This window comes from Erwinia pyri (assembly GCF_030758455.1).
GTDB lineage: Bacteria > Pseudomonadota > Gammaproteobacteria > Enterobacterales > Enterobacteriaceae > Erwinia > Erwinia pyri.
Genome location: NZ_CP132353.1, coordinates 2,256,712 through 2,273,379 on the forward strand (window position 1 = coordinate 2,256,712; position 16,668 = coordinate 2,273,379).

The 16,668-nt window shown below is 55.7% G+C and carries 12 protein-coding genes; 5 read left to right on the forward strand and 7 right to left on the reverse strand.

The annotated features are described in order from the left end of the window. Positions 1-281 precede the first annotated feature (281 nt). The 4 genes from Q3V30_RS10455 to Q3V30_RS10470 all read left to right on the forward strand — a co-directional run bounded on the left by Q3V30_RS10455 (position 282) and on the right by Q3V30_RS10470 (position 8,961). A complete protein-coding gene (locus Q3V30_RS10455) occupies positions 282-1,805 on the forward strand; it encodes an ABC-F family ATP-binding cassette domain-containing protein (protein WP_306213032.1) in 1,524 nt (507 codons plus the stop codon). A 336-nt stretch (positions 1,806-2,141) separates the two neighbouring features. Beyond that, entirely contained in the window at positions 2,142-3,584 is a 1,443-nt protein-coding gene (locus Q3V30_RS10460) for an SrfA family protein (RefSeq protein WP_306213034.1), read from the forward strand. 2 nt (positions 3,585-3,586) lie between these two features. Further along, on the forward strand, positions 3,587-6,571 hold the full coding sequence (locus tag Q3V30_RS10465; protein ID WP_306213185.1) for a virulence factor SrfB: 2,985 nt from the start codon (positions 3,587-3,589) through the stop codon (positions 6,569-6,571). Continuing rightward, positions 6,568-8,961 (forward strand): virulence factor SrfC family protein, encoded by a 2,394-nt coding sequence (locus Q3V30_RS10470; protein ID WP_306205362.1) that lies wholly within the window; start codon positions 6,568-6,570, stop codon positions 8,959-8,961. Before Q3V30_RS10465 ends, Q3V30_RS10470 begins: the two co-directional genes overlap by 4 nt. A 94-nt stretch (positions 8,962-9,055) precedes the next feature. Here Q3V30_RS10470 and Q3V30_RS10475 read toward each other — a convergent pair whose 3' ends face one another. The 7 genes from Q3V30_RS10475 to Q3V30_RS10505 form a co-directional block, all read right to left on the reverse strand. Further along, a complete protein-coding gene (locus tag Q3V30_RS10475) occupies positions 9,056-9,325 on the reverse strand; it encodes a barstar family protein (protein ID WP_306205364.1) in 270 nt (89 codons plus the stop codon). A 1-nt stretch (position 9,326) separates the two neighbouring features. Then, positions 9,327-9,779 (reverse strand): ribonuclease domain-containing protein, encoded by a 453-nt coding sequence (locus Q3V30_RS10480; protein ID WP_306205366.1) that lies wholly within the window; start codon positions 9,777-9,779, stop codon positions 9,327-9,329. 33 nt (positions 9,780-9,812) lie between these two features. After that, the gene (locus Q3V30_RS10485; RefSeq protein ID WP_306205368.1) at positions 9,813-10,733 is read right to left on the reverse strand and encodes a sugar ABC transporter substrate-binding protein; all 921 of its coding nucleotides are present in this window, start codon (positions 10,731-10,733) and stop codon (positions 9,813-9,815) included. A gap of 140 nt (positions 10,734-10,873) precedes the next feature. Further along, positions 10,874-11,827, reverse strand: coding sequence for an AEC family transporter (locus Q3V30_RS10490; protein ID WP_306205370.1), 954 nt, complete (start codon positions 11,825-11,827; stop codon positions 10,874-10,876). A 108-nt stretch (positions 11,828-11,935) separates the two neighbouring features. Next, positions 11,936-13,516, reverse strand: coding sequence for a methyl-accepting chemotaxis protein (locus Q3V30_RS10495; protein ID WP_306205372.1), 1,581 nt, complete (start codon positions 13,514-13,516; stop codon positions 11,936-11,938). 139 nt (positions 13,517-13,655) lie between these two features. Next, the gene (locus tag Q3V30_RS10500; RefSeq protein ID WP_428979261.1) at positions 13,656-14,669 is read right to left on the reverse strand and encodes an AI-2E family transporter; all 1,014 of its coding nucleotides are present in this window, start codon (positions 14,667-14,669) and stop codon (positions 13,656-13,658) included. Between the two features lie 135 nt (positions 14,670-14,804). Continuing rightward, the gene (locus Q3V30_RS10505; RefSeq protein WP_306205376.1) at positions 14,805-15,149 is read right to left on the reverse strand and encodes a helix-turn-helix domain-containing protein; all 345 of its coding nucleotides are present in this window, start codon (positions 15,147-15,149) and stop codon (positions 14,805-14,807) included. 353 nt (positions 15,150-15,502) lie between these two features. On the opposite strand from Q3V30_RS10505, the gene Q3V30_RS10510 reads away from it, so the two are divergent. Continuing rightward, the gene (locus Q3V30_RS10510) at positions 15,503-16,666 is read left to right on the forward strand and encodes an efflux RND transporter periplasmic adaptor subunit (RefSeq protein WP_306205378.1); all 1,164 of its coding nucleotides are present in this window, start codon (positions 15,503-15,505) and stop codon (positions 16,664-16,666) included. Positions 16,667-16,668: the final 2 nt, after the last annotated feature.

Consider the following 16,668-nt stretch of genomic DNA (forward strand, 5'->3'; position numbering starts at 1 on the left):
AAAAGGGCATCCGTTTGATTCTTCCGGTATCTCATGGTTATACTTTGCTCACCGAATAACCTTTAATGAAATCAAGGAGGCCCCATGCAGTATTGTGAAATGACCCATTTTTCACGTACTTTTGGTATTTGGCTTAGCTCAGGCATTTCCGGTATCGTGCTGCGATAACCTGAGCTTGAGCGAAGCTTTCTCACAGACTTTTTCTTCCCTCCGGCTTTCCGGGTTGTCGTCAGCGTTTAATGACGACGGGCATTCTCGTGCCTGTAACTCTGGATTAAGCAATGAGCACATTACTTTCTGCACATTCACTCTCTTTTGATAACGCCTTTGGTCCACTCTTTGAGCAACTCTCGTTCACGCTTTCACGAGGTGACCGGATTGGCCTGATTGGTCATAACGGCTGTGGTAAAAGCACTCTTCTCCGCCTGCTCTCCGGCGAGCTTGCGTCTGTTGCAGGAACCGTTACCCTGGCGAACCACTGCATAATGGCCCATATCGAGCAGCACCTTCCCGCCGCACTAATGCACTCCACGCTTATTGATGCCGTGATCGCCAGACTGCCAGTTTCAGAGCAGCAGAGTGATGGCTGGCAGGCTGAAATAATGCTGGATCAACTGGGGTTTGATCAGGCCACATGGCAGCAGCCTGTCAATACGCTGAGCGGAGGCGAACATACCCGCCTTCTGCTGGCCAGGGCACTGATACTTCAGCCCGACCTGCTGCTGCTGGACGAACCGAGTAATCATCTGGATCTTCCCACGCTGCTCTGGCTGGAGCAGTTTCTGGCGCAGTGGCACGGCAGTTTTGTGCTGGTCTCTCATGACCGCTATCTGCTGGACCGTGTGACGCAACGAAGCTGGATCCTGCGTGACAGAACGTTGCACAGCTTCCAGCTCCCCTGTTCACACGCCCTGGAAGCGCTGGATCGCCGTGATGAGACCGATGCGCTGCGTAATCAGGCAGAACAGCGTGAAATTGAACGTATCGCAAAGAGTGCTAAACGTCTTGCGGTCTGGGGAGCGGTTTACGACAACGAAGATCTCTCCCGTAAAGCCAAACAGATGGAGAAACGGATAGACAAGCTGAAGGATGAACAAACCGCCCTGACCGCAGGCGTTAAGTGGCGGCTGACGTTGCAGGGGGAACCCCTGCCTGCGGATCGCCTGCTTGAAGTGAATAATGCAGCGATATCGGCAGAGGTAAAAGGTCCGGCTCTGTTTACCCTCAACAGCCTCAAAGTGAAAAGCGGCGATCGCCTGGCCATTATCGGCGCTAATGGCGGCGGCAAATCTTCACTGTTGCGTGCGGTCTGGCGGGCTTTTCAGCAACCCCAGCCGGATATCCTTTTTCATCCTCGCGTCGAACCGGGCTATTACGATCAGCAACTGATGCAGCTTGAAGAGCAGGATACGCTGAGTGATGCGCTCTCCCGCTTTGCTCAGGTGAGCAGCGAGCAGCGTAAAATGGCGTTGATTAGCGCCGGTTTTGCCTGGGCCAGACATCAGCAACGGGTCAGCACATTGAGCGGCGGCGAGCGTTCACGGCTATTGTTCGTGGGGCTTTCCCTGGGCCGCTACTCGCTGCTGCTGCTTGATGAGCCTACCAATCATCTCGATCTTGATGGCAAGGAGCAGCTGGCACAAACCCTTAACCTCTACCCGGGAGCCGCCTTGATAGTCAGCCATGACCGCGATCTGATCGCCTCCAGCTGCAATCGTTTCCTGCTGATTAACGATCGCAAAATTGAAGAGTGGCACGATCCTGAAAAGCTCTATGCTGCATTAGGAGGCCTGAACGGGAAATAAATTTATGGCACTGAATATCCCTGTGCGGCTTTAAACACCGTAAATATCCTGATTCAAGAAGCAAACTTCCCCCGCACTCTGCTGTGCGGGGGGTTCAGATGGCGGCTACAGCGAATAACCGGGGGCGGAAGGCGTGCCAGACAGACAATTTTTTCCTGCTTTAACAGTTACTCACGACCATTACCCCTGACTTTCTGCAAACTCATTGCCAAAGTAATCGCCTCTTTACCCCCTTATTTCCGCCTTTGCTTTAAGTCAAATTGCGCTAAAGTATCGGCCAATCTGGAGAATTATTTACTTTCCACTTCTGAACTCTGACTAAAAGGTCTTTTTTGCGTGGCAAAATCATTCTTACGCAGCGGAAGTTTGGACGCGGTTCTGCCTCTTGGCGAGAACGGTCAGCCCGTTTATCTCTCGGCTCTGCAGCTGCGCGAAACGCTTCGCCTGAGAAAGCAGCAGCAAATTGCCGACTGCCTGGCGATCCCTCAGCCCAATGATGCGGGCGACCGGCTCGACTGGTATTCCCCCGTCACGGGTAAAGTCACCTCCTGGGCTGCAGCCAGCGACAGCGCCCGCAGCCACGCGTTAAACCAGCTTATTGCCTGCCAGCAGGCGGTGGCGGATATGTGCCAGAAGGCGCAACAGTCAGAGAAAACCAGCCAGAAGCTGTTTGGCGCCCTGCTCGCCAAGGCCCTGCAATTCCCCGATCAAAACTTTGTCTATCTGGTGGGTGGCAAACCGGTCCTGACCTTCTGGGGCTTTGTCTCGCTGGATAAAAAGTCCCGCCAGGACGCACTGGATTGTCTGCGCGCCACGGAAGAGGATGAGCCGCCGCTGAATTTATCAAAGCTGGCCGCCCCGGTTATTCCTGCTGTTCCTCCAGCCGCACCGGTTATCGCCTCTGCTCCGGTTAACGCCGCAGCGCTGCCGGAGCCGGATGCGCCGGTCGTTGTTGAGGCTCAGCCTGTGGCCGCAGCAGAACCCGTTGCTGCAGCGGTCCCGCCTGCTCCTGAAACAGCCGCCGCGGCGCCCTCGCCTGCGGCAAAAAATAAGCTGGTTCGCTATGGCTGGATGCTGCCGGCAGCAGCGCTGCTGATTGCTTTTGGCATCCAGCTCAAAGGCTGCGTTTCACAGCCAGAAAAACCGTCTGAAGAGAAAGCAACGCCGGCGCCCGCTAAAACTGTTGCCCCTGCGGTTAATGCTCCGGCGCCTGAGGTTAAAGCTCCCGCTGCGGTTGCTGAGGTTAAACCAACAGAACCGGCTGCCCCAGTACAGAATCACGATGCCGCATTACCTGTTGCACCAGCCAGCGTGAATCCTCCACAGGCGGAAGCTGCCCCTGCTGCCGCAGAAACCGCACCAGAAGTACCAGCGCCAGAGCCTGCTCCGGTCACCAAAGAAGATCTGGTGATGCCTGCCGATGCCGTCAAGCTGGGTTCGACCAAATTCCTGAACGGCAACTGGCGCGTTATTGTCGGCGGGAAAAACCCGATTACCGGCAAGCCGCCAAGCCTGCGTTACCAGCTTAAAAATGGCAAAGGTGTGGCCAAAATCACCCAGGGCGACGGCATCAGCTGCCGTGTGGATGTCTATGCCGGCCTGATGAGCTCGGGCAACCTGGTGATCAACAGCCGCACCAAAGCGAAATGCAGCGATGGCTCCCGCTATCAGATGCCGGAGCTGGTATGTAAGCAAGGCGCCACCGGCGCTGCAGAGTGTAGTGGCCAGTACGATGCCAATACGGTGTTACCGATGACGATGAAGCGTGAGAGTAAATAATGATGCTGGCGACCATAGCTGACTTTAAACCCAATATGACGCTGATTCAGAACAGTGGCATTCAGTTCCTCGACTTTGCGCTGACGCCAGAACTGGACGACAGCCTGCCGGGGAAATTTGTCCGGCAGACCGCTAACGGCCCGCTGCTGCGGCTGAATTTCAACGAACAGAACGGCAAATATCTGCTGCCCGTTAATGCTGGCACTACGCCAGAAGTGGTAAAGCCGGAATTCAGTTTCCCGCTCTCGCAGTCGCTTGATCTACTTAACGGCATCTGGCTGCCGCTGCCCTTTTTCCGCTTTAATCCGCCACGCACCTTTATTGGTGGGCCGGATAACTGGGCGCGCGTGCAGATTATCAAACTGGACAAGCCTGACCAGAACGGCAATTCCCACCGCATCTGTCTGGCATTTGAAACCCGCGTCTGGGCTGAAGGTGAAGATGAGTCGCTGGCGCTGAATGAGAGCGACGTGAAAAACGGCGTCAGCTTTGCGCTCGCGCACCGCAGCAACGAGCTGGGCGAGTTTCTTGACCACACCTGGATCGATGGCTGGCTGCGTGAAGTTTTCAGCCAGCAGGCGACCCTCGTTGAACAGCGCCCACAGGTAAACATCCGCACCGCGCTGCGCGAATTTGAGTATCAGGCACACTACCTGAATATTCTGCATATGCTCGGTCATCAGCTGGCGTTGCCGGAACTGAAGATCAGTACCGCCACGCTGTCGGCCCCTGCTATTCCGGTAGATTTGATTCTGGACGTGGGTAACTCACACACCTGCGGCATTATGGTGGAAGATCACGTTGACGATCATCATGGCCTGAAGCACACCTATGAACTGCATCTTCGCAACCTGAGCGAGCCTCACCAGCTGTTCAATGAACTGTTTGAAAGCCGCGTGGAGTTTGCGCAGGCTACATTTGGCAAGCAAAACTTCTCGGTGGAGAGCGGTCGTGATGACGCCTTTATCTGGCCTTCTATTACCCGCGTGGGCCGCGAGGCAAGCCATCTGGCGTTGCAACGTCTGGGTACTGAAGGCGCAACCGGCATCTCCAGCCCGCGTCGTTATCTGTGGGATGAGGAAGGCTACACGCCGGGCTGGCGCTTCAGCCGCACGCCGGGCAACGCCGCACAGGAGCCGCTGGCGACAGCCGCACCGATGACCAACCTGGTAAACGATGAAGGCCAGCCGCTCTATAACCAGCCGCTGGACGAACGTTTACCGGTGTTTTCTCCGCACTACAGCCGGAGTTCGGTGATGAGCTTTATGCTCTCTGAGCTGCTGGCCCAGGCGCTGATGCAGATGAACAGCGCGGTACAACGCCAGAAAATGCTGCACAGCAGCGCGCCTCGCCAGCTTCGCAATATCATTCTGACGCTGCCTTCCGCTATGCCAAAGCCGGAGCGGGAGATCTTCCGCCGCAGAATGCAGGAAGCGATTGCGCTGGTGTGGAAAGCGATGGGCTGGCATCCCGCCGATGAGGACTTCACCAGCGCTAAAGATAAGGCAAAAAGCCTGGTGCCGGTGCCGGAAGTGCAGATGGAGTGGGACGAAGCGACCTGCGGACAGATGGTCTATCTCTACAATGAAACCCAGGTTAATTTTGGTGGCCGCGCGGAAGCTTTCTTTGTCAGCATGGCGAGGCCGGACCGGGCACGGGCTGCCGATGAGCTGCCAGGCAAAACGCTGCGCATCGCCTCTATCGATATCGGCGGCGGCACCACTGACCTGGCGATCACGCAATATCGCCTCGACGACGGTGTAGGCAATAACGTTAAGATCATGCCGCGGTTGCTGTTCCGTGAAGGGTTCAAGCTGGCCGGTGATGACATTCTGCTGGACGTGATCCAGCTCTACGTCCTGCCTGCCCTGCAGGCGGCGTTCAAGCAGGCTGGCATGGTCAATCCTGAAGGGGTGATGACCCGCCTGTTCGGCCATGAAGGTCGCATTGACGGACACTCGACCCTGCGCCAGCAGGTAACGCTGCAGCTCTTTATTCCGGTTGGCCAGGCGATTCTGGAAGCCTATGAGCAGTTCGACCCGCTGGAACTGAACGCGGAGGTGGACGCCCGCTTTGAGGAGCTGCTGTCCCTGCCGCCAACGAAAAAATTGCTGGATTACATCAACCGTGAGATCCAGCGCGAGCTGCCAGGCGATGCGGAGGAGTTTGATATTCTGCGCGTACCGCTGATTGTGAAACTGAGCAAGTTGCACGCTGAGTTCCTGTCGCCACGCATGAACATTACCCAGAGCCTGCGCTCGATGTCTGAGGTGGTGGCGGTGTATGACTGTGACGTGCTGCTGCTGACCGGGCGTCCCTCACGCTTCCCGGGCGTGCAGGCGCTGTTCCGCCATCTGCAACCGCTGCCGGTGAGCCGAATTCTTTCGCTTGATGGCTACCACACCAACGACTGGTATCCCTTTAACAAACAGGGGCGGATTGAGAACCCAAAATCCACCGCCGCCGTCGGCGCGATGCTTTGCCTGCTCTCTCTGGATCTGCGCCTGGCCAATTTCTGGTTCAAAGCGGGCGATTTCCAGCCTTACTCCACCATCCGTTATCTGGGGATGCTGGACAGCAACGGCGCGCTGAGCAGCGATAATGTCTGGTACAGCGATATCGATCTTGATGATGAGAAGTTCACTCTGGATGCCCGCACCCGTTTTCAGGTGCGTGGCGCTCTGACGCTGGGCTTCCGTCAGCTCGATAACGATCGCTGGCCAGCCTCGCCGCTCTACACGCTGCAAATTGCCGACCCACAGCTGGCACGCAGCGTGGCGGGAGATAAAGTGCTTAAAATAAAACTGGCTGTAGCCAGACAAACCGGTGAGTTCGGCCCGGAACGATTTGAAATTGCGGATGCCACACTGGATGATGGCAGCCAGGTGCCGCTGGAGCACCTGCGTCTGAAGCTCAACACCCTGGCCAGCAACGGATCGGGATTAACCCATTACTGGATCGACAGTGGGAGCGTATACAAGAAATGAAACCGTTGACGCCTAAACAGTTGTCGGGCACGTTCGGCAAAAAACTCGACACGCTGAGCAAAAGCATCGATCACTCGCTTGCCTGGCTGGAGACCGCCCGCAAGAGCGCACCGCGTCTGGATATGGAGGCCGATCGCCTCAGCGTCCGGCTGCTGCGCCAGCGAAATAAAGCGGGCAATCTGCTGGAAGCAGCAGGCAAAGAGTGCGCCATCGGCTTCTTTGGACTCTCTCAGGCGGGAAAGTCCTATCTGATTACCGCGCTGGCGGCCAGCGACAAAGGCAGAATGGAGATTGCGCTGGGCAGCACCACGCTGGAGTACAGCCACCTTAACCCGCAACAGCAGACCAGCACCATGGTCACCCGTTACAGCGGTCAGCAGGTCCGCGTCGATAACGAATGGCCGGTGCAGATGGCGCTGTTAAGTGAAGAGGAGCTGGTGGCGATCCTGGCCGACGTCTGGGTCCGCCGGACAGAGGGTCGGGCCGTGATGCTGGATGAACAGCAGATCTCTGAGCGCCTGAAGACCGTGGCCATGTATCGCCAGTCCGAAGCGATTGAAGGCATGAAAGCGGGTGATGTGGTGGCACTCTGGGATCGCCTGACGACTTCCCAGCTTTGCGTCAGCAAGGCGCTGGAAACGCATTTCTGGCCGCTGGCCATTGAGCTGGCCCCGATGCTGGGCGTGGACGACCGTGCGCGGCTGTTTTCGCTGCTCTGGGGTGAAGACCGTGAGCTGACCGCGCTCTACCGCCAGCTGGCGCACGTTCTTCATCATGTATCGGGCGTACCTCGCGTGCTGGCGCCGCTCTCTGTGTTGGACGATCCCTCGCTTAGCGTACTCAACACCCACGGCCTGCGCTATTTTAACGCCTCCTCAGACCGGGTTATTCAGGTTGTGCCTCAGCACGGTGGTCGTAACCTCCAGCCGGTCAACCTGGCTTTAGCCGAACTGGCGCTGATGGGACGGGAAGTGCTGATGCCGCTCTACAGCGCCCCGCGTGAAAGCCTGTTCGAACAGGTTGATCTGCTGGATTACCCCGGCTTTGAAACCCCTTCCGTGCTGCCAGATGACGAGCATCATGCGCTGGCGCTGGCGTTTATGGCCGCCAAGCGCGCGTTCCTGTTAACCCGTGCGGCTGAACATCAGGATGTGAATCTGCTGATGGTGTGCAGCGCCGTGGGACATCGCTCGGAAACCCGTACCGTAGGCCGCGTGCTGGATAACTGGGTGAAGCAGACCCAGGGTGAAAACACCCAGGTTCGTAGCGGCCGTAAACCCGGCCTGATTTGGGCACTGACGCCCTTCGATCAGCGCATTACGCGCGGACAAAATTTTGATGCCGCAGTCCAACGCTATGTTGGCAATCCAGGGGATGCCTGGGGTTCGATGCTGGCGATGGATGAGAAAGGAGTTAAGCGTATGGCGGGCTGGCTGATGACGGAAATTCGTCGTGAAGCCAAAGTTGAACGTCTGCAGGAGCAGAGCGATGAGATCCGCCGTGAGCTGCGCGATAATCTGTTAGGCCGCTGGTATCTGGCGTCTGAAAAAGAGGAGCCGCAGGCACGCTTACGCATTGCGGAGACGCTGCTGAAATCGCTTCAGGCGCGGACAGGCGTGCACGGTGAGCTGTTGGAAAGACTGCTGCCCTCGCGCGAAACGTTGCGGCATCTTTTCCTGCAGCGTCAGAACCCAGGCGAGCGCCCGCTGGTTGAAGAGTATGCCCTCAGCGAAGAGGATCCTTTCGGCATCGGCATGAGTATCGACCTGCTCAGTGATGAGCCGGTACAGGGCTTGATCAACACCGAAGCGCACTCCGCCGCTGAAGAGCCGGAGGCGGAATTTGCCCAGCAGGTCTATCGCCACTGGATCAATATTCTGCGCCAGCTTCCCGATCAGGGCGCTCTGCTGGAGCTGCTGGGCATCAGTAAACCCACGCTGGAGATGCTGACGGAGGAGTTGGTAACGGCCAGCATTCGCCTGGATATTGAAGCGGCGCTGGTCAAAATGCTCACCGACCACGAAGCGCCGGGCACGCCGGTGGAGATGATGGCCGATCGCCAGGTTTCACGCGCGCTCAGCGTAATGGGCGATTTTGTCGCCTGGCTCGGCTTTCAGCATCTGCCCGAAGCGCAGCGTCCCGAGAGCAAGATCAATCGCGGGCAGAAGATTTTCGCCAAGCCGGAAACGCAGACTGCCAGCCTGGGTCCGGGTCAGCGCCTGACCAAACTGGCGCTCAAGCCCAATAATCATGCCGCCTACTATATCTATGACTGGCTGGTTGGGCTGAACGAAATGATTTTGCAAAATGCGGGCTACTCCGCAGCGCGGGAAATCGACACTGAACACCGCGACGCGCTGGCGGCGATCCTGAAGCAGGTTGGTCGTTGATAGCGACGAGCAGGAAAGATTGCGCAGAACTATTCCGGGGTGGCTTCAGCGCCACCCCTCTCCGGCGCGCTGTTTGCGCCGGGCATTTTACCGCTTAGCAGATCCGCAGGCTGAACTTCCCGGCGGAAGCCTCTTCGGCTTCACGCATTACTGCAATAATGCCCTTAAATTGCGCCGCATCAGGATGCGTTGCCAGATGACGGAAAGTCACGCGTGAGGGCAGTTCAATCATGCCGGTCAGCGCGTCCCATAACGCGTCAAGATTGTTACCAAAGTCGATATCAATAGCAAATTTGCGGCAAAATTGGCGATAAAAATCTTCAACACCCCCGATCCCGGCAAAATCGAAACTGATGCTTTTCATCTTAATATACCTGCTCAACGTGACGGTAATGATCGCGGGTGACAAAAATCATCCCGTCGCTGGAATAGAGCATGCGGTCACTGCCTCGCCGTCCGCAGTCGTAGTTGACATCCGCCTCAAACCAGCGCCGCCCCGCCTTTTCCGGCAGAACTTTTTCACGGTTGGAGAAATGGTCACCGCCTATCGCCCTGCCTGGCAGCGTCTGGCAAAGATTGCCCTGGCTCGGCTCCCAGCCGAGCTTTCTCGCCGCGCTTTTAGTGAGATAATAAGCAGGCAGACGCTGATGCTGATGGAGGTAATCCGCCACGCGCTGCTGCCGCGTGAGCGTGGCGATATCGGTTGCAGCAGCGCTTTGAGAAGCCTGCTGCTGAGCAGGCTGATGGGTGGGATGACGTAAACCGGCAAAGGTGGCAATCAGCGCCAGGATTGCCGCAATAATCAATTTTTTATTCATGCGCAGAGTTTACCCCGGCAGAATATTTAGCGTCTATTCCTTCTCTGCGTATTTCTGTAATGTCGCTGGCGTCACTAACTCAAAAGGGATCCAGTAATAGGGTTCCAGTTTTTCACCTTTGATCATCCGCTGCGCCACCTCTACCGAAGCTTTGCCCTGCCCGATAGCATCCTGGAATACGGTCACCTGCATTTTGCCTGACGACATCGCTTTCAGGCCATCTGGCGTGGCATCTATGCCGCCAATCAGGATTTTGCTCTCTTTTTTGCCAGCCTGCTGCAGTCCCATTATCGCGCCGATCGCCATTTCATCGTTGTTGGCCGCAACGATATCGATCTCCTCGCCGTTGGTCAGCCAGTTCAGCATCAAATCCATCCCTTCACTGCGCGAATAGTTGGCCGTCTGCTTCTGCACCACGCTCATTTTGGGGTATTTGGCGACAACCTGTTCGACATCTCTGGTGCGCTGAATAGCGCCAGCATCGGTCAGATTACCGATCATTATCGCCACTTTTCCCTGATAATTTGCCAGACGCGCCAGCTCCTCCATCTGCAGCGTGCCGGACTGCTTTTCATCCGAGCCGACAAAAACCACGCCCGAAGGTAACTTGATGTCACCAGGCGTGCGGTTGACGTAAACGAGGGGGATTTTCGCGGCTGTAACCAGTTTGGTAATGGCAGGCGTGCCCGCAGAGTTAACCGGATCAACAATAATGGCGTCCACGCCCGCGCTGATAAAACTTTGCACCTGATCGGTCTGTCTGCCTACGTCACCACGGGCATCCTCAAACTGTACGGTAAGCCCTCTGGCTTTCGCCTCCTTGTCGATAGAGTGACGAATAATCGTCAGAAAGTTTTGATCGAAATAGGCCATCGAGACGCCGATAGTTTCTGCCAGCGAGGAGGCAGAACAGCCGAGTGTGATTAACAACAGTAAAGTTTTGCAGGTTTTCATTATTCATCTCCAGAGGGGGATCGGCCTGCGCCGTTTTGCACGCAAAACGAAACAGAATTACCAACAAGAGAAGATAATGAAATAAACGGTTTTACCGCAAGCACTGCGCTTCCGTTACGCTGGTCGGTTCACATTTCCTGTCAGGCGATATCCATTAACATCAGCAGTAAAGGGGTGGTGACGGCGGAGAAGATTGTCGAGAGCAGCATGCTGGTGGCGGCCGGACCGGTTAAGGCATTAAATTGCTGTGACATCAGATAAACGTTGATCCCTAACGACATGGAGCCTAACAGCACCACGACTTTGCTCTCCAGCGGCGGCAGCCCAATCAGCCAGGCAAGTCCCCAAATCACCAGCGGTGAGATAATCAGCTTCAGCAGACAGATGGCATAGCTCTCGCGCAGCCCCTCCTTTATTTTATAAGCGGCAAGGCTCATGCCTAACGCCACCAGCGCCAGCGGCACGGCAATCTTGCCCAGCATACTCACGGGTTGATCGATCATCTGCGGCAAGGGGAGCCCCGTCAGGCTGAATAACGTGCCGGAAAGAATTGCGATAATCAGCGGGTTTTTCAGTACGCTTAAGGCCGTTTTGCCAAACCCTTTCAGGCTCAGGGAACCGTGCTTGTACCACTCCACCGAGACCGTGGCGAGCGTCCACAAAATCAGGCCATTAAAGACCAGTACCAGCGCCACAGCGGGGATCGCTTTCTCCCCCAGCATCACGGTAGCAATCGGCAGGCCCAGCATCACGTTGTTAGAGAAAATCCCGCCCAGCGCAAACACCGAACCCGATATGCCATCAAGGTGAAAAACGCGCGTGGCAATAATGCGCCCAAGGACAAAGACGATCAGGCATCCCCCAAAAAAAGCGATCAACAGGCGGGCATCCACAGGCGGGCTTTTACTGAAATCACTCATCAATTTGAACAGCATTGCTGGCAGCGCAATCTTAAAAACTACGCGGTTTAACGCTTCGCTGATGCTCGCTGGCCATTTGCGCCAGCGAACCAGCAGCCAGCCCAACGCGATAAGAATAAAAAGTGGCATAGAGAGCAGGATCTGGTGAAACAAGGTATCCAAAAGCGCAGGCATGTAAGGCTCATTCCTCAGTCGTTTTCTCTACCATAAGATCGATGTGATGCAACGTAAAGCCTTGAAGAGATTAAGGGGAGGAAAAGGCCGGGCGGACCCGGCCGTTTCTTAAGCTACGGGCGCAAGCTTGAAGACGCTTACGCTTTGCAGCAGATTTTGTGCCTGCGACTGAAGCGACTGGGCGGCAACGGTAGATTGTTGTGACAGCGAGGCGTTCTGCTGGGTGGCTGCATCCATCTGCGTCACCGCCAGGTTTACCTGATCGATGCCTGCACTCTGTTCGCCGCTTGCCAGAGAAATTTCCGCCACCAGCGAGCTGACGCGCTGCACGTTATCCACAATGTTTTCCATCGCTTCCCCGGCGCGGGCGACCAGGGCATTACCGGCATTGATACGGGTTACAGAGCTGTCAATCAACGCTTTAATATCACGTGCCGCAGAAGCGGAGCGTTGCGAAAGCGCCCGAACCTCAGAGGCCACAACCGCAAAACCTCGCCCTTCCGATCCTGCACGCGCCGCTTCAACCGCCGCGTTTAAGGCCAGAATATTGGTCTGGAAGGCAATGCCATCAATCAGAGCGATGATATTGCTTATCTGATGAGAAAAGTGATGGATTTCGCCCATCGTCTGCACCACCTGCTCCACTACGCTGCCGCCCTGGCGGGCAGCAGAGCTCGCCGTATGGGCGATATCGCTGGCATGACGTGCATTATCCGCATTCTTTTTCACCACCGACGTCAGCTCTTCCATGGAGGCAGCGGTCTCTTCCAGCGCGCTCGCCTGCGCTTCGTTGCGCGAAGAGAGATCCTGGCTGCCAAGCGCAATTTCCGCCGAAGCGGTGGCAATGGTTTCCGTCCCTTCACGCACATCGGAAACAATGCGGGTAAGATTGCCGTTCATCTCTTTCAGCGCGGCCATCAGCAGCGCCGTCTCGTCGCGCCCTTTCACCTCAATCTGAGTTTGCAAATCCCCTGCCGCTACGGTCTGGGCGATCCTGACCGCCTGCGCCAGCGGACGGGTAATGCTCCGCACCAGCCAGAAGGTTATGGTAATCCCTGCGATCAGCGCGAGCAGCATAGATATTGCCAGCAACAGGCGGGTATGCTGATAAGAGGCGTGATTCGCCGCCTCAATCTTCTGATGCATTTTTACCGTATGGGCAAGCACCTGGCTGACCACTTCATCGATCATCCGGGTTGGCTGGCGGTCAATTCCGGTCACCAGATGATCCACGCGCTGGGCACTGGTGATGTCGCCCACATGGTATTGCTGGAGTGCGGAAAGGTAATGCTGCTCCAGTTCGGCGTGCAGCTTTTTCGTCTCAATGACCGCTTTGTTGCTCATGTCGAGTGCGGGCATTGATAAAATAAGTTTGTCTAATAACGCCTGCGTAAGCTGGCTTTGTGCCACAAAAGCGGCGCGATATTTGTCGAAGCTTTGCTGATCCTCTGCGCCCCGCAGCAGCGTATTTTTCCACTCCTGCACCTGAATTTTGAACTGAACCTGCGCATTGCGGGCAGTATCAATGATCTCTTCGATCTGCATTTCCTGCTGCATAATCGCCCTGCTTTGCTGCAGGGCATCCTGGTTGATTATCAGGCCCCGCAGCCCGATAAACAGCGTTGCACTCAGCAGAATTGCGGCCAGTAAACCCAGCCTGATACCGATCTTATAATTGGATAATTTCATGGAAAACCCTGGTGACAGCGAGACCAGAAGCCGTTGTCTGGTCTCTCTTGTCAGGTTATCGGCGTGGGCAGTGAAGAACTTTATGGGGGAACGAGGCTCTCATCTGACATAAGGCGGGACCGCCATCGTCCCGCTGCTTCTATATCAGTCTGGCAAGACGCAGTTCACTTTTCAGATAGGCGTAATAAACCGGCGCGGCGACCACGCCAGCCAGCCCAAAAGCAGACTCAAATACCAGCATCGCCAGCAGGATCTCCCAGGTCTTGGCGTTGATGCGCGAGCCAAATATCCGCGCGTTGATAAAATACTCTAGTTTGTGCACCAGGATCAGGAACACCAGCGATATCACTGCCGCTTCCAGTGAGATGGAGAGGCCAATCAGCACAATCACCGTATTAGAGATCAAATTGCCAATGATCGGCAGCAGGCCCGCAACGAAGGTGAGCACCACCACGGTTTTGGCAAAAGGAAAATGCAGCCCAAACAGCGGTAACACGCCAAACAGGAAGCCGCAGGTCAGAAGAGTATTGACCAGTGAAACTTTGATTTGCGCAAAAACCACGTTATGGAAGGAGGCGGCCAGCACCGTCAGCCTGTCCAACAGCGCATGTTTCAACGGGGCGTCCAGCGTATTCAGGCTGCTGATGCGTAGAGAGATGATGGCGCCTAAAAGCATGCCGATCAGCATTGTGGCAAAGGTGTGCGCCGCTGTCCGACCAAAAGTCTGCACCACTACCAGATGCTCCCGCAACCAGGTCACCACCTGATGCTGAAGCTCATCAATATCGGCAGGCAGATAGCGGCTGACAACGGGCGAAAGAGTACGCTGCGCATCTTCCAGCAGTTTGCTCGCCGCGGCGTGAAATGCTGCAGGATTTTGGAAATCATGCAGCAGGAAGCCAATCAGCTTGGTGATACCGCCAACCAGCGCCAGCAGGATGAGAACCGTAAGGAAAAAGATGATGATCCAGCGAGCCAACGGCCCTTTAACCAGACGCTCCACCCACGGCGTTAACGCCAGAATAGTTTCATAAACAATGAATCCGGCCAGAAAGCAAGGCAGCAGACGCAGGGGGAAAATTAAAAACAGTGCGCCAAAGACCAGCAGATAACTGGCGGCTTCACACATACCCTGCTTGTTCAGGTTCCACATCGGCATGACAATTCCTGTCTTAAACGTAAGCGCAATTCAGACAGTATACAATGGGTTGGCGGAGTTTTGCGGATTAAACGAAAGCGGCAGAGATTCACAGCGGGCTAAACGCCCGCTATTGAAGAGGAGGTCTGGCTATTGTGCGCAGGCGCTGACCTGCACCTGACGACGCCACGCGCCCGGAGATTGTCCGAACTGGCGTTTGAAGCTGCGATTAAAGGACTGCTGTGAATCGAAGCCAAATGAGATAGCGACATCCAGGATCGGTTCGCCCCCTTTCGCCAGGCGTTCAGCGGATTTTTTCAGCCGGCGCGCACGAATATACTCACCTAAAGCATAGCCGGTGTGCTGCTTAAACATCCGTTGCAGATGCCATTTGGAGTAACCCGCCCGATCGGCTACGGTATCCAAATCCATCTTTCCTTCAATGTGGGTATCGATCCACTTTACCAGATCGTTAATAAAATCATCATGGCTCATTACTGTCCCCTTTGGCGCTTTTTGTTATCTGTCTGTCTTGACCTCTTGCCCACAGCAGGGTAAAAGGTAACTTTAATGAATGCACATATACGCTAAAGCACCCTCCCCTTTAATGCAAGTTTTATTGTTGCATTAAATGCGATTCGCAGGCATTCTTGCCACTGCCCTCTCCGCCCCTGTTCATATTTTGCTACGTTCGCTGACAAAAAAATGCTAAAAGCAACAATTATACTTGCACTTTATTAACCCTCTTCTTACAATCCAACCTGTTTAATGCAATTAACATAGTTGCATTTTATGCATTATGCCGTGCACTTTCACGTCGTCCAGCATCTGTAACAGGGATTAATCAAATGAGATCATTCACCGCTATGCGCCTGCGCACGTTAGCGCTTCCGCTCCTCTCCGCTTTCTGGCTGATGGGCTGTGATTCCAAAGGGGCCGAACAGAGCGCGCCACCTGCCCCACAGGTCAGCGTGGCAGAAGTTCAGCAACAAACGGTCAGCCAGTGGGATAACTTCAACGGACGGATTGAGGCGGTTCAGAGCGTTCAGCTCCGGCCCCGCGTAACCGGTTATATCGATAAAGTGAACTACACCGAAGGCCAGGAAGTTAAAAAAGGCGACGTGCTGTTCACCATTGATGACAGAACTTACCGGGCGGAACTTGAACGTGCGCAGGCCGATCTCGCCAGCGCACGGACTCAGGCTCAGCTGGCGCGTAGCGAATCGGGCAGGACGGAGAAACTGATTGGCAGCCAGGCTATCTCCCGTGAGGTGTGGGAACAGCGGCGCTCCGCCTCCACCCAGGCACAGGCCAGCGTGCTCTCTGCGCAGGCTGCTGTAGATATGGCGCGGCTGAACCTGGATTTTACCCGGGTGACCGCGCCTATTGATGGCCGCGCCAGTCGGGCGATGATCACCTCTGGCAATCTGGTAACCGCCGGTGACAGCAGTAGCGTCCTTACCACGCTGGTTTCCCTGAATACCGTTTACGTTTACTTCGACGTTGATGAAGCCACCTTCCTGCGTTATCAGCAAATGAGCCGTCAGGGCGAGAGTGCTGCGAATGCCCATCATGCCCTGCCGGTGAAAATCGGTCTGGTAGGTGAACAAGGCTACCCACATGAAGGCAAGGTCGATTTTACCGACAACCAGCTGACCGCCAGCACCGGAACTATCAGGATGCGGGCGTTGCTGGATAACAGCCAGCGTCTCTTTACCCCCGGCTTGTTTGCCCGCGTCCAGCTTCCGGGCCGTGCTGACTTCCCTGCTCTGCTGGTCAATGACAAAGCGGTGCTCACCGATCAGGATCGTAAGTATGTCTGGGTGCTTGATGCCCAGAACAAAGCGCAGCGGCGTGATATCCAGCCTGGTCAGATTGCCAACGGACTGCGTATCGTCCAGCAAGGTTTGCACTCTGGCGATCGGGTGATTGTGGATGGCGTCCAGAAAGTGTTTATGCCGGGGATGCCGGTAAATGCCAAAACGGTGCCTATGGCGCCTGCCCCCCTTTAATT

Bases quoted from the DNA above. Each gene is read 5' to 3' on its own strand.
- Q3V30_RS10495 (WP_306205372.1), bottom strand. From the start codon at position 13,516: ATGAAATTATCCAATTATAAGATCGGTATCAGGCTGGGTTTACTGGCC.
- Q3V30_RS10505 (WP_306205376.1), bottom strand. From the start codon at position 15,149: ATGAGCCATGATGATTTTATTAACGATCTGGTAAAGTGGATCGATACC.
- Q3V30_RS10480 (WP_306205366.1), bottom strand. From the start codon at position 9,779: ATGAATAAAAAATTGATTATTGCGGCAATCCTGGCGCTGATTGCCACC.
- Q3V30_RS10465 (WP_306213185.1), top strand. From the start codon at position 3,587: ATGCTGGCGACCATAGCTGACTTTAAACCCAATATGACGCTGATTCAG.
- Q3V30_RS10475 (WP_306205364.1), bottom strand. From the start codon at position 9,325: ATGAAAAGCATCAGTTTCGATTTTGCCGGGATCGGGGGTGTTGAAGAT.
- Q3V30_RS10485 (WP_306205368.1), bottom strand. From the start codon at position 10,733: ATGAAAACCTGCAAAACTTTACTGTTGTTAATCACACTCGGCTGTTCT.
- Q3V30_RS10500 (WP_428979261.1), bottom strand. From the start codon at position 14,669: ATGTGGAACCTGAACAAGCAGGGTATGTGTGAAGCCGCCAGTTATCTG.
- Q3V30_RS10470 (WP_306205362.1), top strand. From the start codon at position 6,568: ATGAAACCGTTGACGCCTAAACAGTTGTCGGGCACGTTCGGCAAAAAA.
- Q3V30_RS10510 (WP_306205378.1), top strand. From the start codon at position 15,503: ATGAGATCATTCACCGCTATGCGCCTGCGCACGTTAGCGCTTCCGCTC.
- Q3V30_RS10455 (WP_306213032.1), top strand. From the start codon at position 282: ATGAGCACATTACTTTCTGCACATTCACTCTCTTTTGATAACGCCTTT.
- Q3V30_RS10490 (WP_306205370.1), bottom strand. From the start codon at position 11,827: ATGCCTGCGCTTTTGGATACCTTGTTTCACCAGATCCTGCTCTCTATG.